Annotated in this window: 19 protein-coding genes; 13 read left to right on the top strand and 6 right to left on the bottom strand. The window is 61.2% G+C overall.

The annotated features are described in order from the left end of the window. Positions 1-53 precede the first annotated feature (53 nt). From VGN12_17345 to VGN12_17380, 8 genes are all read left to right on the top strand, one after another. Positions 54-1874 (top strand): hypothetical protein, encoded by a 1821-nt coding sequence (locus VGN12_17345; GenBank protein HEY4311219.1) that lies wholly within the window; start codon positions 54-56, stop codon positions 1872-1874. A gap of 22 nt (positions 1875-1896) precedes the next feature. Next, positions 1897-2703, top strand: a complete 807-nt coding sequence (locus VGN12_17350) for an alpha/beta fold hydrolase (protein ID HEY4311220.1) — start codon at positions 1897-1899, stop codon at positions 2701-2703. 54 nt (positions 2704-2757) lie between these two features. Beyond that, on the top strand, positions 2758-3804 hold the full coding sequence (locus VGN12_17355; GenBank protein HEY4311221.1) for an agmatine deiminase family protein: 1047 nt from the start codon (positions 2758-2760) through the stop codon (positions 3802-3804). Between the two features lie 145 nt (positions 3805-3949). Then, on the top strand, positions 3950-4399 hold the full coding sequence (locus tag VGN12_17360; GenBank protein HEY4311222.1) for a hypothetical protein: 450 nt from the start codon (positions 3950-3952) through the stop codon (positions 4397-4399). A gap of 119 nt (positions 4400-4518) precedes the next feature. Beyond that, positions 4519-5304: a hypothetical protein gene (locus tag VGN12_17365; protein HEY4311223.1), complete on the top strand. Its 786-nt coding sequence runs from the start codon at positions 4519-4521 to the stop codon at positions 5302-5304. 260 nt (positions 5305-5564) lie between these two features. Continuing rightward, on the top strand, positions 5565-6371 hold the full coding sequence (locus VGN12_17370) for a sugar phosphate isomerase/epimerase family protein (GenBank protein ID HEY4311224.1): 807 nt from the start codon (positions 5565-5567) through the stop codon (positions 6369-6371). 155 nt (positions 6372-6526) lie between these two features. Then, a complete protein-coding gene (locus VGN12_17375) occupies positions 6527-7681 on the top strand; it encodes a PLP-dependent aspartate aminotransferase family protein (GenBank protein ID HEY4311225.1) in 1155 nt (384 codons plus the stop codon). Positions 7682-7909: 228 nt separating this feature from the next. Continuing rightward, complete coding sequence (locus VGN12_17380) at positions 7910-9853, top strand: DUF6666 family protein (protein ID HEY4311226.1); 1944 nt, start codon at positions 7910-7912, stop codon at positions 9851-9853. 59 nt (positions 9854-9912) lie between these two features. On the opposite strand, the gene VGN12_17385 is transcribed toward VGN12_17380, so the two are convergent. Beyond that, positions 9913-10371, bottom strand: coding sequence for a hypothetical protein (locus tag VGN12_17385; protein HEY4311227.1), 459 nt, complete (start codon positions 10369-10371; stop codon positions 9913-9915). A gap of 92 nt (positions 10372-10463) precedes the next feature. After that, on the bottom strand, positions 10464-10778 hold the full coding sequence (locus tag VGN12_17390) for a hypothetical protein (GenBank protein ID HEY4311228.1): 315 nt from the start codon (positions 10776-10778) through the stop codon (positions 10464-10466). Between the two features lie 838 nt (positions 10779-11616). Between VGN12_17390 and purB the strand changes: the two genes are divergently transcribed. Beyond that, positions 11617-13044 (top strand): adenylosuccinate lyase, encoded by a 1428-nt coding sequence (gene purB / locus VGN12_17395; protein ID HEY4311229.1) that lies wholly within the window; start codon positions 11617-11619, stop codon positions 13042-13044. Between the two features lie 27 nt (positions 13045-13071). On the opposite strand, the gene VGN12_17400 is transcribed toward purB, so the two are convergent. Both VGN12_17400 and VGN12_17405 read right to left on the bottom strand, forming a co-directional pair. Continuing rightward, positions 13072-13572 (bottom strand): Fur family transcriptional regulator, encoded by a 501-nt coding sequence (locus VGN12_17400; protein HEY4311230.1) that lies wholly within the window; start codon positions 13570-13572, stop codon positions 13072-13074. Positions 13573-13995: 423 nt separating this feature from the next. Beyond that, complete coding sequence (locus tag VGN12_17405; protein HEY4311231.1) at positions 13996-14277, bottom strand: flagellar biosynthesis anti-sigma factor FlgM; 282 nt, start codon at positions 14275-14277, stop codon at positions 13996-13998. 851 nt (positions 14278-15128) lie between these two features. On the opposite strand from VGN12_17405, the gene VGN12_17410 reads away from it, so the two are divergent. Continuing rightward, a complete protein-coding gene (locus VGN12_17410) occupies positions 15129-15866 on the top strand; it encodes a hypothetical protein (GenBank protein HEY4311232.1) in 738 nt (245 codons plus the stop codon). A 361-nt stretch (positions 15867-16227) separates the two neighbouring features. Then, positions 16228-16437, top strand: coding sequence for a hypothetical protein (locus tag VGN12_17415; protein HEY4311233.1), 210 nt, complete (start codon positions 16228-16230; stop codon positions 16435-16437). A gap of 103 nt (positions 16438-16540) precedes the next feature. On the opposite strand, the gene VGN12_17420 is transcribed toward VGN12_17415, so the two are convergent. Further along, positions 16541-17725 (bottom strand): LptF/LptG family permease, encoded by a 1185-nt coding sequence (locus VGN12_17420; GenBank protein ID HEY4311234.1) that lies wholly within the window; start codon positions 17723-17725, stop codon positions 16541-16543. A gap of 323 nt (positions 17726-18048) precedes the next feature. On the opposite strand from VGN12_17420, the gene VGN12_17425 reads away from it, so the two are divergent. Next, complete coding sequence (locus VGN12_17425) at positions 18049-20478, top strand: phospholipid carrier-dependent glycosyltransferase (protein HEY4311235.1); 2430 nt, start codon at positions 18049-18051, stop codon at positions 20476-20478. 27 nt (positions 20479-20505) lie between these two features. Here the strand turns inward: VGN12_17425 and VGN12_17430 are convergent, their stop codons facing one another. Continuing rightward, positions 20506-20949: a Dabb family protein gene (locus tag VGN12_17430; GenBank protein ID HEY4311236.1), complete on the bottom strand. Its 444-nt coding sequence runs from the start codon at positions 20947-20949 to the stop codon at positions 20506-20508. A 262-nt stretch (positions 20950-21211) separates the two neighbouring features. Between VGN12_17430 and VGN12_17435 the strand changes: the two genes are divergently transcribed. After that, positions 21212-22060, top strand: a complete 849-nt coding sequence (locus tag VGN12_17435; GenBank protein ID HEY4311237.1) for a DUF480 domain-containing protein — start codon at positions 21212-21214, stop codon at positions 22058-22060. Positions 22061-22156: the final 96 nt, after the last annotated feature.

The raw sequence follows: 22156 nt of genomic DNA on the forward strand, positions 1-22156 counted from the left end.
GCTATCCTAGCTACAGGTGGCCACTTACTCGGGCCCGATGCAGAAAGGTGTGCATGCGCCAGTTTCTGACAAGTCTGCGCTGGCTGACGGTTTTCAGTGCCACGCTCTCGGCCGGCACCGGTCACGCTACGGCCGATGATACGGCGTCCCTGGACACGCGTGTTCAGATGTTGATTGGCCAGTTGGGCGACAACGACTACTTCGTTCGCGAGCGCTCTCAGAACGAGCTTGCCAAGATCGGGTTCGAGGCTTTCGATGCGCTCGAGGTCGCGGCGGACAACGATGATATTGAAGTCGCGTCGCGCGCCAAAAGCCTTGTGAATCAGATGCAGATCGAATGGACTACCCCGGACGATCCGCCGGAGGTCAAACGGCAACTGCATAACTACGGACTGAAAGACGAAGCGGCCCATCTGGCGACAATCAGCCCGTTGATTGACCTGCCCAATGACAAGGGGCTGGCCGTGCTGTGCCGTTTGGTTCGTTTCGACAAATCGCCGATCATGTCGAAGCAGGCGGCGCTGGCGATCATCGAGCAAAAGAAAGTACGTTCGGACCGGTGGGCGGCGCGCGAGCAAACCATCAAGGACGTTCTGGGCAACAGTCCACGGCCGGCGGCGGAATGGCTGCGAACCTATCTGGCCGCGCAGCGCGATCCGGCCACCGGGGTTGATGCCTGGGGTCGACTGGCTGAGCTCGAGCAACGCATAGCGCCGCCGCAAACGCAGCCGCAGATTGTTTGCGCGCTGTGGCGGCAACAGGTCGCTGCGTTGCGGAAGCTCGATCGCCGCGATGACGCGGTGGCGGCCATGATGCGGATTGTCGAACTCGAAGAAGGACACAGCGAAACCCTGGCCGAGTTGGTGCGCTGGCTGGTCGAGCAGGAAGCTTGGGATGTCGTCGATACAGTCGCTAAGCGGTTCGCCGAGCGAATCGACCACGAGCCGATTTTGCTGTACACGTTGGCGCAGGCGCAGCAGGCGCGCGGCAACGAACAACAAGGGCAGGAATTGGCCGACAAAGCCCTGGGGCTCAACCAGGGGGATGCCTTCGACAAATTGGTTCAGCACGTCGAAGCAGCTCGTGAGCTACAGCGCCGCGGCATGATTGCCTGGTGTCAGCGGGAATTCATGCACGTCATCAACACCGGCGGGCCGGGCGATTTCATCACGATCTTCGCTCAGCGCGGCTTGAGCGAACTGGCGCACGATCAAGGCGACGATCGCCTGGCAGCCCGAGTCTGGGAAGGGGCGGTTAACGCCCGCGACGCCAAGGAAAAAAAGAAGGACGGCGACGTCCAAGTTCTGGCTGACCGTTTCGGGACGGTGGAAACGATGCGGGCCCGCATGCATTTTTTCCGTGCCTGCTACCACGATGCCGAAGGAAACCGCACCGAGCAACTCGCGGAATTGAAAGCCGGATTGGAGCAGGACCCGGAAGAGATCGACGTCTTGATCGCGTTGTTTCGTTTCCCGAATCTCGATCCCGAGCTAAAGGATAAGACGCGCCGCCTATTGCATGAAACCATCGACGGGTTCCGGCGCGAGATTCAAGAATCGCCCGACGATCCAACTCCCTATAACCAGGTCGCCTGGCTGATCGCGAATACCGAAGGTGATCCCCAAGAGGCACGGCGCCACAGCGAACGTTCGCTGGAACTGGTGCGCCAGCAATCCGACGATAAAGAGGTCCGCCAATCCGAGGCCGGTTACCTTGATACCTTGGCGCGCTGTCATTATGCGTGCGGTGATCTGCCAAGCGCCGTAGAAACCCAGACCAAGGCCGTGGATCTTGATCCGCATTCAGGCCAAATGCGAAAGCAATTGACGCTCTTCAAAGCGGAGCTTGAGAAGTCGCAGCACAAGGGGTCTTAGCCTTCGACGGAGCAAGTGAGTTATGCGGCGACTTAGTGTTGGTGACTCTCAGTTCAACGTGTTCGAGCGCGGTCGTGGTCAGGCCGTGGTTTTCATTCACGGCTTCCCGCTGAACCATGCCATGTGGATGCGGCAGCTCGACGAGCTGGCCGAAACGACTCATCTGATTGCTCCTGATCTACGCGGCTTCGGCGGCAGCACCATCACCGATGGCACGGTCACGATGGCGCAAATGGCCGATGATCTGGCCGGCATTCTCGACGGGCTGAACCTTCGAGATCCCGTCTGCCTGTGCGGGCTTTCGATGGGAGGCTACGTGGCCTTCGAGTTCCTGCGGCGCCATCGCGAGCGGGTTCGTTCCTTGATCTTATGTGATACGCGCAGCGTTGCCGATACGCCCGAGGCCGCGGCCGGGCGCCGCCAATTGGCCGATCGCGTGTTGACTGAGGGGTCCGGCATCGTAGCCGAGGCGATGCTGCCGAAGCTGCTGGGGCCGAACACCGCGAAGGCGCAGCCGCTCGTGGCCGAAGCTATGCGCGAGATGATCGTGTCCACCGACCCACGCGGCATTGCGGCCGCACTGCGCGGCATGGCCGAGCGAGCCGACTCGGCCGATTTATTGCCAAACATCAAATTGCCAACGTTGGTTCTGGTGGGACACGACGATGCGATCAGCCCTCCGGGCGAGATGCGCAAACTGGCGGAGTCGATCCCGCAAGCCCAGTTCACGATCGTGCCGGATGCTGGGCACATGTCCCCCCTGGAAAATTCGGCGTTCGTCAATCGTATGATCGCGGCGTTCCTGGCCAACGAATTGCCTGCGCGGTAAGCTGGCCCGCCACGTGCGTCCCCGGCTTCCTCAATCGCCTGCAACTTCTCCCTCATGACCGCTGTCGAAACGCCCGCCTCGCTTGGTTATCGGATGCCTGCCGAATGGGAGCCACATGTGGCGACCTGGCTTTCCTGGCCGCACAATCTGGAAAGCTGGCCGGGAAATTTCGGTCCGATCCCCGGCGTGTGGGAAAGCCTGGTGCGGACGCTCGCCCCCTTCGAGCACGTTCATGTGTTGGCCGGCGCGCCCGGCACGCTGGCCGAAGCGCGCTCGATGGTAGGGAACGTGCCCAACGTCACGATTCACGACATCGCCACGAACGATGCTTGGACGCGCGATCATGGGCCGATGTTCTTGCAGGGACCGGTTGGCGCGCCTGCCTCTCTGGTGCATTGGGGTTACAACGCATGGGGCGGCAAATACCCACCGTTTGATCGTGATGTCCAAGTCCCCGCCAAGATCGCGCACGTGCTCGGGATGCGCCGTTTCGAACCGGGAATCATTCTCGAGGGGGGCGCGATCGACGTGAACGGGCTCGGAGCCGTGTTGACTACCGAGCAGTGTCTGTTGAATCCGAACCGCAACCCGCACCTATCGCGCGCAGACATCGAGCGATACTTGATCGATTACGGCGTCGGCCGGCACGTGATCTGGCTGGGCCATGGAATTGTCGGCGACGACACCGACGGACATATTGACGAGTTGGCCCGGTTCGTCGGACCGCGCACCGTGGTCACGGCCGTCGAGGAAGATCCTGCTGACGAGAATTACCAGGCGCTTGCCGACAATCTGCGGCGGCTGCAGGCCGCGACCGATCAAGAGGGGCGCGCGCTCGAGCTTGTCACGTTCCCCATGCCCAAGGCCGTGTACTACGACGATCGTCGGCTGCCCGCCAGCTACATGAATTTCTATATCGCCAACGGCGTGGTCGTGGTGCCGACATTCGACTGCCCGGCCGACGCCGTGGCCCTCGAACGGCTAGCGCAACTGTTTCCTGGCCGGCAAGTGCGTGGTCTGCGAGCGGTCGAACTCGTGTGGGGCCTGGGCACGTTCCATTGCAGCACACAGCAGCAACCGCGCCCGCACGCCGCGGGTTAGCGGTCCACGGTCAGCCTGCAGCGTTCAAGATTGCACGCCGTAGGTTAGTATGAAAACCCCTCTCCCTCCGGGAGAGGGTAGGGTGAGGGCGAATTGCTCACGACGACAACATCCACGCGGTGCTCTGCGCGATTATGATACGAGTATGAACAAGGCCTTCGTACGAGAACCGGAAGACACGGGACAGCGGCATTGTCCGCGTTGCGGATCGCTAGCCGTGGCGGCGACCGTCGAAGCCGTGCGCGAGCACTTGGACGCGGCGGCACTGGCGAACCTTTCCGAGACGGCCTGGTTCTGCCCCTTCCCGCGCTGCGAAGTGGTGTACTTCGACACGTTCGAGCGCGTGGCCACGATCGAGCAGTTGCGTTACCCGGTCTGGCCGAAGGATCCCGAGGCCCCTTTATGCAGTTGCTTTGGCCTGACGCGCGACGATGTGGAACAGGATATCCGTGAGCGCGGTGTCACGCGCGTGCGGGCCATTATCGAAAAAGCAAAGTCCCCCGAGGCCCGCTGCCAATCAATGGCCCCCGACGGCCATTCCTGCGTGGCCGAAGTGCAGCGCTATTACATGAAGCTGCGGCAAGCGGGTGGGTAAAGCTGAAAGCGCCCGCTTTTGCGACACCGATTCGCGTTGCCTCGTGTGCGCTCGCGCGCTAGACTCATCTTTCCACCCGATTTCTTGCTGCCGATCGCGTGGTCCCATGGAGGTGGTTTATGCGAAAGACCGTGGCGTTGCTGGCGCTGATTCTTAACTGGGCAGCCGCTCCTTTATCTGCTTTCGAGCCGGTCTCGACCGATTCCATTTTCGGAAAGTGGGCGAAAGCGTCGCGGGACCTGAACTCTTGGGACGCGCATTTCACACGATTCAATTACGACCCCACCTTTAATTCTAACGGACGCCGTGAGTCGGGCCGTTTCTATTGGAATGAAACGGGGCAAGCTTTTTACACGATCGAAGGTCGTGACACGATTGCCTGGGAGCGCGGGGCGCTGCTCGTGCTCGATCATCGACACAAGACCTATATGCGTGTCACGGCGCGCGAAATTTTGTTGGCGAAGACCTATGTCGATCAACTGGCCACGATGTCGACGATCCAACAATGGCTAACTGCTTTCGACATTCATTCATTCGTCGCAGCCAACCTAGGGTCTATGGACGATGTATTGCCGCTTTGCTCGAGGATCGACGAAAGAGAAGTGCAGGAACGATTTCAGCTCTCTTGTGACGTTCGGGATGATACGATTTTCGTAACGGCAGTTCCCAAGCACGCCCAAGATGGCGATAGGTATCGGCAAATCGACGTTCAATTAAGTCGCGATAACTATCGGGTGCTAGCTCATCGTGTGACCAAGCCAGACCGAACTTCCACGGTGCATGTCTTCGAGGATGCATGCATGAATGAAACACGGGACGACGTCGATGCGCACCTTCACCCGCTGCTGATCGGCTTTCGTGCGCAATTTGAGTCAACGGGCGACGACGGACCCGACATTCAGTGACGTCCATCACGCGGAGTTTTTGACCAATCCGGTCTGCCGCTTTACACATCGTGGCTGATTTCCGATACTACCACCTGCGCGGTATTCGACACGCCCCATGCTGGACGGGCTTCTTGCCAGGACAGCAATCACCTCGTGGGCTTTGTCGAATTACCTGACGCGCGCGGGGGCGAAGCAAGTCGTTTAGCGTGTCTCATCGAAGTTGTGCGTTGGAGGACCGGCGCGCAATTCTACGACGATTCCCGAAGGAGCGATCGCGCATGGCACGGCTGTCGATGAACGAAATGACGACCTACCGCTGGTCGTTCGAAGAAGACGTCGCCCATTACAAGGCCGCCGGTATTCCGGCCATCGGTGTCTGGCGGCAGAAGTTGTCCGACTACGGCGAGGATAAAGGGATCGAGCTGCTGACCGAAAGCGGTCTGGCCGTGTCGAGCCTGTTGTGGGCCGGCGGATTCACCGGCAGCGACGGCCGTACCTTTCGCGAGAGCCTGGACGACGCCTTCGAGGCCGTGCGACTGGCCGCGATGATGCAGGCGGGCTGCTTGGTGGTCTACACCGGCGCCAGAGCGGGTCACACGCACAATCACGCCCGGCGCCTGGTGCGTGACGCCCTGCGCGAGCTATCGGGCCTGGCCGGCAGCCTAGGCGTGCGTCTGGCCATCGAGCCGATGCACTCCGGCTGCGCCGCGGAATGGACGTTCTTGACCGATATCGAGGGGACGCTGGAAATGATCGAGGCCGTGGGGGATCCGAACCTCCGGCTGGTCTTCGACACCTATCATTTCGGGCACGATCACGACGTGCGGTCGCAACTGCAGGCCCTGGCCCCCCGCATCGCGATCGTCCACCTGGGAGACGGCCGCGAGCCACCGCAGCGCGAGCAAAATCGGTCCCGCCTGGGCGAAGGGAATGTCCCGCTGTCGGAGATCATCGACGGGCTGGCTCGGGGAGGTTACAACGGCGACTACGACGTCGAGCTGATGGGCGAGGACATCGAGAACTCGTGTTACAAAGCACTGCTCGATCAATCGAAGTGCGCCTTCGCCCGGCTCGTCGCCAGTTAGTTGACACAGGCGCTACCGTGCGCGGCCGACTGTGAACCGTCGTCGGCGGAACACTGTCCGGCGATCCCATGCACAATGCGCCCCCGGTCGCGTCGTGCCCTGCGTTACGCGCCGGCGTGCCGAGTGTTGTGACCCGATCCGAGGAAGCCTTTTTCATGCAGTTCCGTACGCGTGCGATTCATGTCGGTCAGGAGCCTGACCAGCAGACTGGCGCGATCATCCCGCCCATCCATTTGGCCACCACGTTCGTTCAGCCGGGAGCCCATCCCAGCCTAGAGTTCGATTACTCGCGCAGCGGCAATCCGACGCGCAAAGCGTTCGAGACAACTCTGGCCTCGCTCGAAGACGGTCGACGGTCGCTGGCCTTTGCCTCGGGCATGGCGGCCACTCACTGCGTGATGATGCTGCTTTCGCCAGGAGATCACGTCGTAGCGAGCGCCGATCTGTACGGCGGCACCTATCGACTATTGCATAAGATTCTCGAACGCCAGGGCGTGGGCGTAACGACTGTCTCGACGACCGATCTGGCGGCCGTCAAATCGGCATTCACGGCATCCACCAAGTTGTTGTGGATCGAAACGCCGGGCAACCCGCTGATGTCGATCACGGATATCGCGGGTTGCGCCCAGATAGCGCACGAGCGCGGGGCGCTGTTGGGTGTCGACAACACGTTCGCCACGCCGGTCTTGACGCGACCGCTCGCCTTGGGCGCGGACATCGTGATGCACTCGGCGACGAAGTACCTGGGGGGTCACAGTGACGTGCTGGCCGGCGCCCTGGTCGTGGGGGATCGAGAGCTCGGCGACCGGCTGTACTACATTCAGAACGCCACGGGGGCGGTCATGGGCCCCTGGGAAGCGTTTCTCTGCTCGCGCGGCTTGAAGACCTTGGAATTGCGCGTCCGCGAGCAATCACGCACGGCGCAAAAGATCGCCGAGTACCTGGCCAGCCACCCCCGCGTGCGCCGGGTTTACTATCCCGGTTTGCCAAAGCATCCGGGGCATGCGCTGGCCGCGCAGCAAATGCAGGGGGCGTTTGGCGCCATGCTGAGCTTCGAGATCGACGGCGAGCTGTCGCAAGCGGCGCGCGTTGTGGAGAGCACGCAGTTGTTTCGCCTGGCCGTCAGCCTGGGGGCAGTCGAGTCGCTGATCGAATGCCCGGCCACGATGTCGCATGCCAGCTATGACGCGACGGCGCGGCAAGCGTTCGGCATCAGCGACGGGCTAATCCGCTTGAGCGTCGGGCTCGAGGCCTTCGACGATCTGCGTGACGACCTGGCCCAGGCTCTGAGCCTGGCCTTCGGGGCTTAACGGCCCTTCTCCCCACTGTTTCATGGCGAATTTGCGCCCAGCATGCGCCGCTACCACGCGCGACTTTGCGCATTAGTGAATCCGCGGGTTTTGGTGAAATTTTTCCGGTCGCGAAGATTTTAACGGAAGTTCCGTCACACGCGGGGCCGATAGTTTGGCTGTTAACAGTGCACTCCGTGCTAGCACGGTGGGACCTGTTTCGTGAAGCTAGCTAGGAAGGTGATCGCGATGAACGAGCGGTTCGGGACGAAGTTGATCCATCGGGGGATGGTCGTGGTCGCGGCTCTGGCGGTCGTGTGCTGCGGTAACGTGCTGCACGCCCAGTCGCGCTCCTACGACGATTCACCTGACTATCAACGCGCCCCGACGCCCACGGGTGACTGGCGCTACGAGAATCCGCGCGGTGCCGACGCTCGCCCCGCGGTCGAAGAGGATTACGACCAGGACGCTCCGCAGCAGTACGAAACGATCAATCGCGCCCGACCTGTCGCCGCTCAAGTACGCCGTCCGGCACCGCGTCCTCGCGTTGCCGACTACGACGCTGGCCGCGATGACCAGCAGTTTGACGCCCCGCCCCGCGACGGCGGGCGTCCGCGGCGCCCCGTAGAACGGGTTTCGCACGAAGCAGATTCGGCCAACGACCGTCGCCCACCGCAATACGATCGCCGTCCGCCGGTGAATGCACGGGCACCGCGCCTGCCGGATCGGTATGCCGCGCCGCAGGAACAGGTCGCAGGCGATTATCGCGCAAACCGCGAAGATCGGCGGCCCGCCGACAATCGCGTTGCGTCGCGTCGTTACGACGATCGGGACGGTGACTACGGACAACGGGCGCCGCGCGTCCATGACGACCATGTCCACCAGGTTGGCTACCAATGGCGTGCCTCGCGCGAGGAAGCGCAGCGCGCCAAGCTTTCCGATGCACCGACTTTTCGACCTGGCGCGGCAGACAACTCGGGCATCAATGTCATGCCCCGCCGCGACCTGCTCGAAGCTCCGGCGCCGCGCATGGCGTCGCGCGCCCGGTATCGTCCCACGGCCATGAACGCCGAGTACGAATTGCCGCCGGGCAACAGTTCGCCGCAGCCGCAGGCGGAATTCGTTCCTGGCGCGGCGCGCGGGAATGTGGTCTATCCGAACGGCGCTCCTTCGGTCGCTTACCCGGACGGCGGCAACTACATGCCAAACAATGCGGCGCCCGGCGGTTATTCGAACGACGGTTATGCCCCCGATGGCTACGATGGGGATGGCTACGGCACGGACGGCTACGACGAGGGCGGCGATTTCTACGACGATGGTGGCCCGGTCACCTACGACGAATTCGGCCGGCCGTTGTACCTGACTCCTTGCCCCTACTGCGGCGAGTGCTGCGGCGGCATCAGTTGCCATCACCGTTGGCTGGACGAGTCGTCGATATTCGCCGGCGTGCATGCCTTCAAAGGCGGGCTCGACCAGGGGAAGAATGGCAACTTCGGCTTTCAGGAAGGTGTTAACTTCGCTGGTGCCCTGTGGCATCGATATGGCATCGGCTACCAGGTCGGTGCGCAGTTCGTACAGAGCGATCTGTCGGGCACCAATATCTCGAACGCGTTCAATAACTCGCGGCAGCAGTCATTCTTGACCGTCGGCTTGTACCATCGCCCGCAATGCGGACAAGGATGGCAAGGGGGTGCGGTATACGACTGGCTGGACGACCGCTTCTACACGCGGGCCCGCTTCGAGCAGATCCGCGGCGAGTTGAGCTACATCTTTAGCGGCGGGAACGAAATTGGTTATTGGGGCGCCTTTGTCACCGGCAGCGATCAATCGCAAGTCGTCAACGGCGTGCCGTTGACGTTCAACGCCGTGAACCTGAACACCTTCTTTTATCGCAAGAACTTCGCCAACGGCGATCAATTCCGCATCTGGGGCGGTTTTACCGGCAGCTCAGGCGGTTTGGTCGGCGCCGATCACCGCATTCACATGTCGAACCAGTGGGACCTGATCGGCGGATTCAACTACCTGATCCCGGACCAGGGCAAGGACGGCGGCGGCGCCACGCAAGAATCGTGGGGCCTGGCTATGAATCTCGTCTGGTACCCGACACGTCCGAGCTGCGGCACCCACAACGGCCCATTCCGCTCGCTGTTCGGCGTTGCTGACAACAACGTGCTGATGGTGCGGGAGAAATAAGGTCGACGATCAAGGCGGCTTAATCGATTCTCAAGTCGCGACTGCCGTGTTTCCGATCGCTATGCTTGTCGGATGTCTGGTTGTTGGGCGTCGCAGGCGTCCCGTTTCCCAAGGCCCCGTAGGCGAGCGATGATGCGAGGATCACGGCCACCATATCGGACCGCACCGCAGCAGCCAACGACGACCGCCATCACGGCCTGCTCTTCTTCCGCGGCCGTTTCGGGTTGTCGCTTGAAATAGCAGTGAGCATAGGCTCCTGGCCCTTCTTCGTGAGACATCAAGTCCGGTGCCTCATGCTCCGGCGCGCCGCACGTGATGCAACACTGATCCAGGACATAGAAGTCGCCCGCGGCGTTCATCGGGTATCGGCGGCTCGGACCATTCGCCGATTTGTCGTTTGAGATCCACGGCAGCCAAAACAATAGCCCCCCGGATACGAAGTGTCCGATCGCATAAACGATCAACCAACAGGCGCGAATCACTCGAGATCGCGGCGGACGCTTCGGTGCCTCGAACATGGCTGTATTCTACAACTGCTGTCTAACCCGATCGACTGGGAATTTAAAGTCATCCTGCGCCACCTCGTCAGTAGCGATTCACTTTGAAATCTTCACGGTGTTGGATTCTTGCTGGGTTCGAAGATATTGATGAGGGAGTTGGCTTCATCGATCTTGAATGAGCACGCCGGTGCCTTTTGCCGGCAAACGTCGCGTGCCACGTTTTCCATAATCTCGACCTTGCGGCCGAATGCCCAAGGGTGGATTTGCTCCCACTGATTCGCGTCGCGCGGCCATATCAAGACGACCGCTGGGGCAGCTGCGAATTCCCAATCGAACAAGGCAGAGTTTTCGCGTTCTCTGTAGTGAATCAGTCCACATCGCCCCAGCTCTTCAATGTCGACCGTCCACTGTGGTTCGGGAGCCATCGTCGTTTTCCGGTGAAGGATCTGAAGAGGGCAAATGTTGGTGCTTCCTAAGAGGATACTAGAACCCAGAGTCGATCGATCCAGCGACTGGATACGGGCATCCGGACGCTTCTGTCAGGGCATATGAACTCGGCCACGATCCGCGCGGCCGTGACGTTGGGGTCGGGGTTATGCTGGTGGTCGCGGGGCATGCGATATTACGTAGGTGAAACGGTGCGCGGACGACTTGCTGAGATGCCCCGCAGCTATGGAAACGGCACCCAGCCAAAATTGATCGCTATACAGATCGCAATGGCATAGACGCCAACCAGTGTTATACCCACGAGGAGGCCACGGAGCCGATGCCCTAAGAGCGTTCCAAATGCAATGAATGGACTAATTGTTAGAGCAGCCACAATCGCGAATAGGAGCAGCGGGTTGCTATCCGGCGCCTTCCACCATCGAGTCAAACAATAGGCAGCAACAGTGACGCTCGTCCAAAGGGCGGCGTCAATCAATCTACGTACAGTGACTTGGAACCAGCGGCGGCGGGTTGGCGATTCGTCGGCCATGCCTCAATTCTACTTGTGTGGAACCGGTAGCGGGCGATCCCGACCCTGAAAATCTTTGCGTCAGAGTAAGCGACTACCCATCACATCCCCCTTTTGCGAACCCGGCCTGAATTTCGCATAATGTGTGTTCTGGCAGCGTGATCGCGGCCCGGCGCTGGACGAGCCTTGGGCCTGGTTCACGCTATCGGTCAGCCCGTGCGGCATCGGTCGATCGCGGACCTGTGCCTTTTGTGCGGCGCGACTTTTTCTCCGAGGTGCGCCTTTCGATTCTTTTGCCTGGATAACGCATGTCATTGGATCAGTACGACAACCCTCTCATCGCTCGTTATGCTTCGGCCGAGATGTCGCGGCTGTGGAGTCCTCAACGGAAGTTTCGTACCTGGCGCGAGCTGTGGGTCGTGCTGGCCGAGGAAGAAGCCCGACTGGGCCTGCCGATCACCGCGGCGCAGATCGCGGCGCTCAAGGCGCACGTCGACACGATCGACTTCGCCGCCGCCGAACGATACGAGCGCAAGTTACGGCACGACGTGATGGCGCACGTGCACGCGTATGGTGATGACTGCCCCGAGGCGCGAGGGATCATTCACCTGGGAGCCACGAGCTGCTACGTCACCGACAATACAGATTTGATCCTGCTACGCGAATCGCTCGAGCTCGTACGCTCGCGACTGGTGGCGGCCATCGATCGGCTGGCGACATTTGCCATAAAAACTCGCAGCCTGGCTTGTCTGGGTTTCACGCACTTTCAGCCGGCCCAGCCCACCACGATCGGCAAGCGGGCCTGCCTGTGGGCGTACGACCTGGTGCAGGACCTGGCCGAGATCGAACATCGCCTGGCGACCCTGCAAGCGCGCGGGGCCAAAGGGACGACCGGCACCCAGGCCAGCTTCCTCGAACTCTTCGGCGGCGATCACGAAAAGGTGAAGCAACTCGATCAGCGCATCGCCGAGCGACTCGGATTTGCGACTAGCTATGCTGTCACAGGTCAGACCTATTCGCGCAAGGTCGACGCACAAGTCCTGGCGACGCTTTCAGGCATCGCGCAGAGCACCCAAAAAGCGGCCACCGATTGGCGATTGCTGCAAAGCCGCAAAGAGCTGGAAGAGCCGTTCGAGAAGAACCAGATCGGCTCGTCGGCCATGGCCTACAAACGCAACCCGATGCGTTCCGAGCGCATTTGTGGGCTTTCTCGTTTTGTCATCAGCCTGGAATCGAGCGGTGCCGAAACCGCCGCCACGCAGTGGCTCGAACGAACGCTCGACGACAGCGCGAATCGCCGCTTAACGTTGCCGCAGGCATTTTTGGCGATCGACGCGATTTTGATCCTGTACGAAAACGTCGCGTCAGGCTTCGAGGTGTATCCGCAAGTGATCGCCAAGCACCTGGCCGAAGAGCTGCCGTTCATGGCGACCGAAAACATTTTGATGGTGGCCACTAGCGCCGGCGGCGACCGGCAGGAATTGCACGAGCGCATCCGCCAGCACAGCCAGGCAGCCGGCGCAGTCGTCAAGCAAGAAGGTAAGCCGAACGATCTGCTTGATCGACTGCGCGGCGACTCGGCCTTCAAAGGTGTAAATCTGGACGATGCCCTCGACTCGAGCCGGTTCGTCGGCCGGGCGCCCGAGCAGGTCGATGAATTCGTGGCGACGGTCGTCGAGCCCATTCGCAAGCGCTACGCCGATGCCCTCGCGGTAACGGGGCAAGTGCGGGTGTAGGGGTTGCCGAACCGGGATTTTGACCGTTCAGATCAAATCCAGTCGGCGGTTGGCGCGTTTGGGGCGGCTGCAATCGGCGCACACGCCGTGGATGATCAGTCGATGGCCCGAAGCGCGGAAGTTGTGCTTGCGGGCTACGGCTTCGCGAATCTCCTTCACCTCGTCGCTGGAGAACTCGATCAGCTTGTCGCACTTCTCGCAGTGCAAATGATCGTGCTGCGGATAGCCGTAATCGTGCTCATAGACCGAGCGGTCGTTGAGTACCATCTTGCGCAACAGGCCGGCGTCGACCAGCTCGGACAAGGTGCGATAAACCGTCGGGCGGCTGACGCTTTGATCTCCGACCTGCTTGCGGAGTTGCTCGAGTAGCTGGTCGGCGTCGAAATGCTCGTGGTGGCTGAAGACCCGATCGACGATCACCCGGCGCTGCTGGGTGACTCTTTTGCCACGGCTCTGCAGGAACTCCTCGAACCGTTCCAACGGCGAGAGATTGACGTCGACGGTGCCGAGTGAGAAATCGTGGCTCATGAAAGCAACTTCCGTCCGCAGTCCCTCGGGGAGGAATGCCGTATCAGGGCCGCCCTGGCCCCGATCCACAAATGCTCGCAGGCCTCGCTGAGGGGTTCAGCACCCAATTCTAGATTACCGGGGCTTTTAAACAAACGGGGCGAATGGCCGGCACGGTTCCCATCCGGTTCCGAGCGGCTCGCGAGACGGCCAAGAAAGGTCGTAGGACTGCGGCTGCCCGTCATTTCGACCCCGTGGGCCGCCTCTCCGGCAGGCCGGCGCCTGCGACCATCCTAAAGGCCTTTAAAAAGGATACGACGCCTGGCCGCGAGGTCCCAGGCGTCGTTTAGGTATGCAGGAGGTGCCGGAATGGGGGCCATTTCTCCCTCGGCCAGCCCTGGCCGGGGGAGGAGGCCAATCGCTCCGACACTCAGAAGTCGATGACTAGGCGATTTCGTCGAGCAAGCGCTCAACAGCCAGGTCCAGCTTCTCGGCGGTATCGTAGCTGCCGTTCGCGATCTGAGCACGAAGCTCGGCGACGCGATCAGCGCGGATCTCGGGAAGCTGAGCGGCCATTTCCATCAAACGGCCGGTTTCCGAAATATCGACGACGTCCGCCGTGGCGCTAGTGCGCTGTGCGACAGCCGTGGAATCGGTGCGGGTAGCGGCGTGAGGAGCGTTGATCGCTTGCGCGCCGTGAAGCTGAGTGACACCGTGAATTTGCATTTTCTATCTCCCATCAAGGGGCATGTTCACCAGCTCTGCGATGCTGCGCGTACCAGCGCGCCGTTCGCAACGGGGGCAAACATACGGCCAAAACGTGTGTTGAATCGGGATAACTCGCCAGCTTGCGCGAAACGGCAAATGTCTTGCTGCTTAGCTTTCCTGTTCCTGCGGCCTGGTCCGACCGGACCTTACTCAACGACTGCGGCCGACTTGAACCTCTTGAAGCTAATACTCGCAGACGAGACTTTGACTCGCTCGCATTCAAACTACCGGCGCCGCATTCCCTGTCACGTTGGCATGACCTCGCGGGCACGGAACTCTGCACCCGTTACATCGACCAACGTGTGGCGGCTTATTGAACCAATCCTCCGTGCTGGGTGTTGTGCCTATCTCTCAATTGCTGGCACATTTGCCGACTATGCGGATCTCGGAGCGGATGTTGATTTCATGCATCGCGCCACGAGCCTGTTGTGCGGCCAACGATGCGGCCGTGCAACATCGAACCCGACGCGCGGCCACCTTGCCGCGAGGGTCAGGTCTCTTCTGCCTGTTACGCCGGTCGCGAGGGCCCGGTTCGGTCGACGCGACCAAAATAATCGGGGGGATTCTAGGAGATCGAAGGCTACGGGGCAATGTCGCCTAAGCTATCGGCGCCGCAAGCCCTTACGGCAACCCCTGGGGACACTGAATCCGGGGACTTGGCACAACCTGCGAAACTTTTGGCAGGTTGCCCGGTTCAATCGTAAATGGGACTTTTTTCGCCCAAGCGCAAGATGTGCTTGCTTTGCCCCCCGGCCGTCGAACGGCAGCAGTGGGCCGGTAGGCCTGCGCACTTTGGCAGGTCGCTACCAATGGTGGCAGCCATCGCGATGACGGCATTGCTGGCGCCTTTGTCGTCTGCACTCTGGCAGTCGATCGCGCGGGCCGGCGAAGCCGATTCCGAATCGCTGTTCCAGCAGTTGGACGCCAACCAAGACGGGCACATTGCATCCGACGAGATTTCAGCCGCTCAGGAGCGGTTGTGGAAAAGGCTCGTACGTAAAGCCGACGCGAACAGCGACAGCATGCTCGACCGGGGCGAGTTTGTCGCCGGGCTGAAATCACCAGTGCCTGATCGCACGACTGAAGGTCAGGCAGAGCAGGCCCGCGGCGCTATGGCCTACGACACGGAACAATTCTTTCGCCGCTTGGACACTAACGGCGACGGTCGCGTGGTCGCGGAGGAAATACCCGCCGAACGTCGCGAAGGTTTCGCGAAAATGCTCGAGCGCGGAGACACCAATAGCGACGGCGGGCTGTCTCGCGAGGAGTTCGATCGCGTGCGGCGATTCCTGGGTGATCGAAAGACCAAGGGGACCGGTACAGAAAAATCGGCCGAACCGTCGGCCGCGCGACCCGATCCGGCCCGCTTCTGGCAACGCCTGTTGGCGGGCGACAAGAACAGCGACGGCAAGCTGAGCGAGGAGGAAGCTCCTGAGCGAATTCAGCGGAATTTCGAACGGTTCGACGAGAACAAAGACGGCCTGATCGACGAAGCCGAGTTTCAAGCCAGCGTGGCCCGGATGAAAGGCGCTCTCGGCAAGAAATAAACTACTCAAAGCCCGCCATACGGTGGGAACACCCCGGGCGACGATCCAGGGCGTTTCTCGCCGGACAGGTATCTCAGCCTTACGGCGGCTTAACAATCTACCCACCGACGTGTCGAGGCGAGAGCCCGGCCGGCCTTGCTTCCCCGAACAGCAGGAACGGTTTGGGCTCTCGCTGTTTTTTTTGCCGGATTTGGCGATTTTTTCCCTCTTGGGGATGTAGCGAACCAGAACGAGTTGCGCTTGTCTTTCGTAGTAGAGGTGAAGGCGGAACTTTGAGAAAAGCCGCCCCCACCGCTACCGAGATGTCGCGGGGCATTCGCTCAGTCGCTCTCCGGTAGCCAAAGACATGGGGAGAAAGGCAATGCGCAGGGCACAAGCGAATTCGAATCACGGGCACGAAACTGCGGCCGTCGAAACCGAGACCGCGCAAATGACCGCGGCCCAAGAGCAAGCCTTGGCTGAATTTGGCCACTGGCTGGACGGCGAGCTCGAACAGCTTGTCGCCAAATGGGTCCATCTGGCTGCCCCGAACGCCTCGCGGCGCGAACGCGCTTTACGGCGCACGCTGTAAGTCCAAAGGACCCGCTGAAATCTCGCCTCGAAACGTCATCGTGCCGGCAGCATGCTTTTTTGCCTTTGAGCAAAAACAGCATGTTCCGGCCGGCGAGGCCCGTTCAGAACCGGACGACGCGGCGCATCAGCCACACGCCCCATAGCGCGAGGATGATGTTCCCCAGCCAGACGCTGTACGGCGGCAGGTTGCCGTCCTTGGCCTGGTCGACCCCGTAGATCAACAGCGGGTAGTAGACTACCAGGATCGGCAGGAAGCAGGCGAAGAAGCTCGTAAACACATCCGAATTGCGCAACCGGATGGCCATTGGCGCGCCAATCAGCACGAAGAACAGGCAACTGAAGCCATTGGCCCAGCGCCGCGGCGGCTCGGTGTAGAAGCGCGAGAGTTGCCCTTCAAGGAACTCCAGGTTCTTGCGCTCTAGTTCCCAGTGGGGCTTCGCCAGTTCGGCGAAGTCGCCCACGGCCAGCGCGTAAGCGGCACGAGCGGACATGTCCTGGCGGGTGATGTTGATTTCGTTCTGCTGCCAGCGAATTTCGCCCGGCACGTCCTTCAGTGCGACATGCGCTGGATGATGCTTTGTTTCTTGCTTGCCGCTGGCGTCTTGCAGCGAGATTTCGCGTTCTTCGTGATTGAAGTGGTAGCTCGCCTGGCCCGCGGCCTGGACCAACCCTTGTTCGAAGGCGATGACCAGGACCTTGCGTCGCGTGTCGGAGCGAAGCTCGGCTTCCTGCGCCGTGATCGTGTACGGTGGCGTAGTGCCGGTGGCCGTGAAGGTAATCACCGGCTTGATCAAGCGCCGGTCGTCAACGCGTTTCACATTGATCGTGAATTTATTCGTGCCGAACGATTTCTGCGTTCGCAACATGCCGTAGGCGATGTCGTCGAGCGACTCGATCGCGACGCGCTGCACGTTATTGAAGCCCCACGACACGGCTACGTCGTTCAGCCAGACGCAGACCAGGCTCAACAGAAATGCCAGGACCAATGCCGGCCAGAGCACCGTCATGGGATTGATGCCCAACGACTTGATGGCCACGATCTCGTTGGCCCCCGACATGCGGCCGTAGACGATCGACACGGCAAACAAAGTACTGCCCGGCAGCGCGAACAACAGCGCGTTCGGCAGGATGTAGGGGAGCATTTGCAGGACCTGCACCAGGCCCAGTCCTTGATCGATGGCTTCCTTGGCCACACCGACCAGCATCATCAGCGTCGTCAGCGACGTCACGGTGACGGCGAAAACCTTCAATAGCTCAATCAGTACGTAACGCGGCAGCAATCGCATCGTGGGAGTCTCGCGACAAGCGGAAAAACGGTCAAGGGCATCGCCGTACATGCATGGCGCCGTCCGCGCATTGCATCGCCAGGTCGCAGCGTCCTGGGCATTTCGGGGGAGGCTCAGGACGTTCATCGCGTGAAGCTATTGACACTCTCTGCTGGCTTGACCTATACACCCCCACTCGCGGCAGGCGATCCGGGGCGCTCGATCATTGCGCGCGCCCCCGTTCCCACGGAAAGGCGACAGCAGCTAGCATGGATGCATCACGGCAGCGCGACGACGGCCCTGTTTTGGTTTCGCTTTCAGGCCTTCCGCCTCAAGCGACGCGTTTGAGCATCTCGCTCGTTTTGCCCGTCTGCAACGCGGAGAAGCATCTGGCCCGCATGTTGCGCGCCGCGGACGAAGCCTTGTCGACCGTCACCAGCGACTACGAGATCGTAGTTGTCGACGGGGGGAGCACCGACGGCACGCTGACCGTGGTCGCGGCGATGGCGACGCTCTATCCGGCGCTGCGTGTTCTGCCTGCTGCGACGATGGCCGGCTACGGAACGCAATTGCGCGCGGGGATCGAAGCGGCCGGGAAGGAATATGTGGCGCTGGCCGGGCTGAACGCAACGCTCGAACCGCAGGATCTGGCACGCCTGGTGCTATTGGGACCGCATTGCGGGATCGCGTGCGGAGCGCACATCGATCGACAGGACGGCTGGCTGCGGCGTACCGCCTCGCGAACCTACAGCATCGTGACGGATGCCTTGCTGGGAACGAACGTGCGCGATTGCGAAGGGGCGCTGAAGCTCGCACGCCGCGAAACGTTGCTCGCTTTGCCTTCCACCTCGGGTAGCCAATTCATTCACGCCGAACTTTTGGCCACGGCGCGGCTCGCCGGGCTGTCGGTTGTCGAAGTAGACGTGGCGCCGCGCAAGTATGCATCGGTTGAAAACAAAATCTCTCTGCCGAGCGTTGTTGCCTCGCTGACTGAGACGGTGCGATTCTGGTGGACGCGCGTCATGTTTCCCGGGGCTGACCAGGTTACTTCACCGGACGCGTCGGCCTCGGTCATCCGCCCCTGGCACGTCTGGCTGCTGATGGCAGCGGCCGCGCTGGTTCTGTTTACGCGTTTGACATTCCCGCTGATCGAGCCTGATGAGGCACGCTATGCCTTGATTTCGGTCGGCATGCTCGACTCGGGCGAGTTGCTGGTGCCGCGCCGCGAAGGTTCGTTCTATTTGGACAAGCCGCCGTTGCTTTACTGGCTGACGGTGGCCAGCTTTTGGGCTTTGGGCGTGCATGATTACGCGGCCCGTACCGTGACTGCCCTGGCGGGTGTGGGGACGCTGGTATCGACGTATTGCATCGGCCGTCACCTGGTCGGCAGGCGAGGCGCCTTGCTGGGTTCCCTGATGCTGGTGTTGTCACTCGGCTTTCTGTTGGCCAGCCGTTTTCTGATCATGGACGGATTGCTGACTCTCTTCACGACGATTTCGCTACTGAGCATGTACACGGCGACACAAGGCCCACGGTTACGTCGGGGCTGGTGGCTGCTGGCGGCCGTTTCTTGCGGCTTCGGCGTGATGACCAAGGGGCCCGTGGCCCTGGTCCTGACGTTGCCGCCGTGGATCGTCTCGCGGTGGCTGGTTCGTAAGGGGATTGCCGGATTGTCGGCCAGCACGAGTGCCGAAGCTTCGAACGCCGGCGCCGCGGTACGGCTGCGCGATTGGCTGTGGTATGGCGCCGGGGTAGTGGCCGTGGCCCTTCCCTGGTTTATCGCCGTGACGATTCGTGAACCGGGGTTCCTGAAATACTTCTTTTGGGAACACCACGTCATGCGTTTCACGACGAACATGATCCACGTCGAACCGTGGTGGTTCTACATTCCGGCCCTGGCGATCGGTATGTTCCCGAGTTCGATTCTGCTGCCGGTGTTGGCCGTCTATCTGTTCCGCCGATCGACGACGCTGGCCGTATGTCGTACGCCGGCTCAGGGCTTCCTGTTGCTTTCGGCGGCCTGGACCGTCGGTTTCTTTTCGCTCGCCACGGGCAAGCTCGCGCCGTATATCCTGCCGGCGATCCCAATGATTAGCTTGCTGATTGGCGCCATGCTCGATCGGGCCGTGCTGGGCGATATCAACGACAAGTTCATGGCGCGGATGAAGCGCTGGATTCCGTTCCACGGCACGCGCACCGCGCTGTTGGCCGGCATGGTGCTGGGCGTCGTAGATTTCGTCCTTGATCGGGGCGAATCGGATCAATGGGCCGAGAGCTCAATCCTGGTTTTCGGTTCCGCCGTGTTGTACTGGTACGTCTCGCGACGTTCGTTCGCCGAGCGGCCGGCACGATGGATGTTTGCTGCCGGCGTGCCCCTGGCCGTGCTGGCGATCGGCATTGCCGATATCTACCCGACCATTGCCACTAAACGCTCGCTGGCCGCGCAGGTCGAAGCGGTGCGGCGCGAGTTAGGGGACGCCGATACGCCGATCATCTGCTTCGGCCGATATGAAGACAGCCTGATCTTCTACAACCGCGAGCGGGGTGTCCGCCAATTCAACATCGACCAGACCGACGAAGTCGGCGAAATTTGCGAGGCTCACCCGCGCGTTCTCGTATTGTCGCAGGACATCTACATTCCGCAATTACGCGAGAAGCTGCCCGACGTGGTGATCGAAGAGCAAGCCGACTCCCGCGGCAAGCTGTACATCGCGTCGACCAGTAATGTCGCGCGCAAGGTCACCTCAGGCCCGCCGGGCGAGTCACGTCGCTAACCGTCGATCCGTGCGTCTCGAATTCAGTCACTTGGCCGCATGGCCGCCGGGCGAGGCCACGTAATCCACATCGGCGTCGAAGACACGTACGCCTTTGAACGTCGTGGCGTTGTCGGCGATGAACTTCTGGTGATCCGCCGAGGCTGCGTACGTGTGCAATGCCTCATGGTCTGAGAAGACCATGAGTAGCGCAACGTCGAAGTCGCGCACGTTCAGCGGGCTCTTGGCCTCGTCGCAGAGCGTCCCGGCGGCAAAGTAGACCACGCCTGGATGTTGCGACAGTAGCTTCTTGCAGGAATCGACCAGTTTTTGCTTCGCCTCGGGCGTCGGCTCCTTGAGAGCGAAGTAGACGCTGTGCGAAAGCAACTGGCCCTTTTCGGCCGGGGCCTTATCGGCGGCCACGGCGCTCCAGGCGTACGACATCCCGACGAGAACCAGAACCGCGGCAGTGACGGCGATCGACTTTTTCATGGCGAGTTCCTTCTTAATGAGGCGCGCGAATGTGGCGGCGGAGTAGATTTTGACCGGTAACGCAACCACAAACTTACCTGGCGCACCGGCGCGCGGAAAGAGTGCGGCGAAGGTTCGCAGATTTTGCGTCACCTGTATCTCTGGACGTCCGGCGCGGTGCATGGCATAAACGTTGCCGTTCGGATCGTATAGTGAATGGCGCGCTGAAGTAGGCAATTCGGTTCACGGGCATCATCAGGGCAAGGGCGGAGACAGGACAGCCATGACGAATGACAACACCGGGACTGAGGACGGGGCCAGTCAACCACGCTGGCAACCCATCAAGGCCATCGACCGGCGCGTTTTGGGGGTGCTCGTCGAAAAGGCGAAGACAACTCCGGACGCCTATCCACTGTCGCTCAATGCATTGGTCACCGGCTGCAATCAAAAGAATAACCGCTACCCGCTTTCGCAGTACGAGGCGGAGCATATCGAGGATTCGGTCGATCGACTGCGTTTGATGGGGGCCGTTGCCGCGGTCCAGGGAAGCGGACGTGTCGGCAAATACCGGCACTACATGTACGAATGGCTGGGCGTCGAGAAAATCGAACTGTCGATCATGACCGAGCTATTGCTGCGCGGCGCGCAAACCGAAGGTGACTTGCGCGGCCGCGTCGCGCGCATGGATCCGATTCCTGACCTGGCCACGCTACGATCGCTGCTCGATTCGCTGAAAGCCAAGGGTTTGGTTCAGGCCCTGACGCCCGAGGGGCGTGGGCAGATCATCTCGCATACGCTCTATCTGCCCGAGGAAATGGAAAAAGTCCGTCGCAATGCGCAAGCAACCGATGCGGCGACTCCCGCGCACGCACCGACGCCAGCACACTCGCCGGCGCCGTCCCATTCCAGCCCGCAGCCCTCGGCACGTCCTGCCGCCGAACCGGCTGGCCGTCACGAAGAGTCGTCCCGCTCAGCGCCGGCCGACAATGGCGACACCGCTGCCTTGCGCCGGGAAGTGACCGAGCTGCGTACCGCGATTGCGCAGCTTCGCTCTGATTTGGCCGATCTAGTGGGCCAGACCCAGAAGAACACCGACGAGTTGGCGGCATTGCGCCAATCCCTGGGGGGCTAAAGCGCGGCGGACGCGACTGCTGTGGCGCAAGACGTCCGACCGTGCATGACGTAAAATAGGGCATGGAAATCAATCGCGTCCAGCATTCGGCGACGG

Source organism: Pirellulales bacterium (assembly GCA_036499395.1).
Lineage (GTDB): Bacteria > Planctomycetota > Planctomycetia > Pirellulales > JACPPG01 > JACPPG01.

Bases quoted from the DNA above. Each gene is read 5' to 3' on its own strand.
- VGN12_17345 (HEY4311219.1), top strand. From the start codon at position 54: ATGCGCCAGTTTCTGACAAGTCTGCGCTGGCTGACGGTTTTCAGTGCC.
- VGN12_17350 (HEY4311220.1), top strand. From the start codon at position 1,897: ATGCGGCGACTTAGTGTTGGTGACTCTCAGTTCAACGTGTTCGAGCGC.
- VGN12_17355 (HEY4311221.1), top strand. From the start codon at position 2,758: ATGACCGCTGTCGAAACGCCCGCCTCGCTTGGTTATCGGATGCCTGCC.
- VGN12_17360 (HEY4311222.1), top strand. From the start codon at position 3,950: ATGAACAAGGCCTTCGTACGAGAACCGGAAGACACGGGACAGCGGCAT.
- VGN12_17365 (HEY4311223.1), top strand. From the start codon at position 4,519: ATGCGAAAGACCGTGGCGTTGCTGGCGCTGATTCTTAACTGGGCAGCC.
- VGN12_17370 (HEY4311224.1), top strand. From the start codon at position 5,565: ATGGCACGGCTGTCGATGAACGAAATGACGACCTACCGCTGGTCGTTC.
- VGN12_17375 (HEY4311225.1), top strand. From the start codon at position 6,527: ATGCAGTTCCGTACGCGTGCGATTCATGTCGGTCAGGAGCCTGACCAG.
- VGN12_17380 (HEY4311226.1), top strand. From the start codon at position 7,910: ATGAACGAGCGGTTCGGGACGAAGTTGATCCATCGGGGGATGGTCGTG.
- VGN12_17385 (HEY4311227.1), bottom strand. From the start codon at position 10,371: ATGTTCGAGGCACCGAAGCGTCCGCCGCGATCTCGAGTGATTCGCGCC.
- VGN12_17390 (HEY4311228.1), bottom strand. From the start codon at position 10,778: ATGGCTCCCGAACCACAGTGGACGGTCGACATTGAAGAGCTGGGGCGA.
- purB (HEY4311229.1), top strand. From the start codon at position 11,617: ATGTCATTGGATCAGTACGACAACCCTCTCATCGCTCGTTATGCTTCG.
- VGN12_17400 (HEY4311230.1), bottom strand. From the start codon at position 13,572: ATGAGCCACGATTTCTCACTCGGCACCGTCGACGTCAATCTCTCGCCG.
- VGN12_17405 (HEY4311231.1), bottom strand. From the start codon at position 14,277: ATGCAAATTCACGGTGTCACTCAGCTTCACGGCGCGCAAGCGATCAAC.
- VGN12_17410 (HEY4311232.1), top strand. From the start codon at position 15,129: ATGGTGGCAGCCATCGCGATGACGGCATTGCTGGCGCCTTTGTCGTCT.
- VGN12_17415 (HEY4311233.1), top strand. From the start codon at position 16,228: ATGCGCAGGGCACAAGCGAATTCGAATCACGGGCACGAAACTGCGGCC.
- VGN12_17420 (HEY4311234.1), bottom strand. From the start codon at position 17,725: ATGCGATTGCTGCCGCGTTACGTACTGATTGAGCTATTGAAGGTTTTC.
- VGN12_17430 (HEY4311236.1), bottom strand. From the start codon at position 20,949: ATGAAAAAGTCGATCGCCGTCACTGCCGCGGTTCTGGTTCTCGTCGGG.
- VGN12_17435 (HEY4311237.1), top strand. From the start codon at position 21,212: ATGACGAATGACAACACCGGGACTGAGGACGGGGCCAGTCAACCACGC.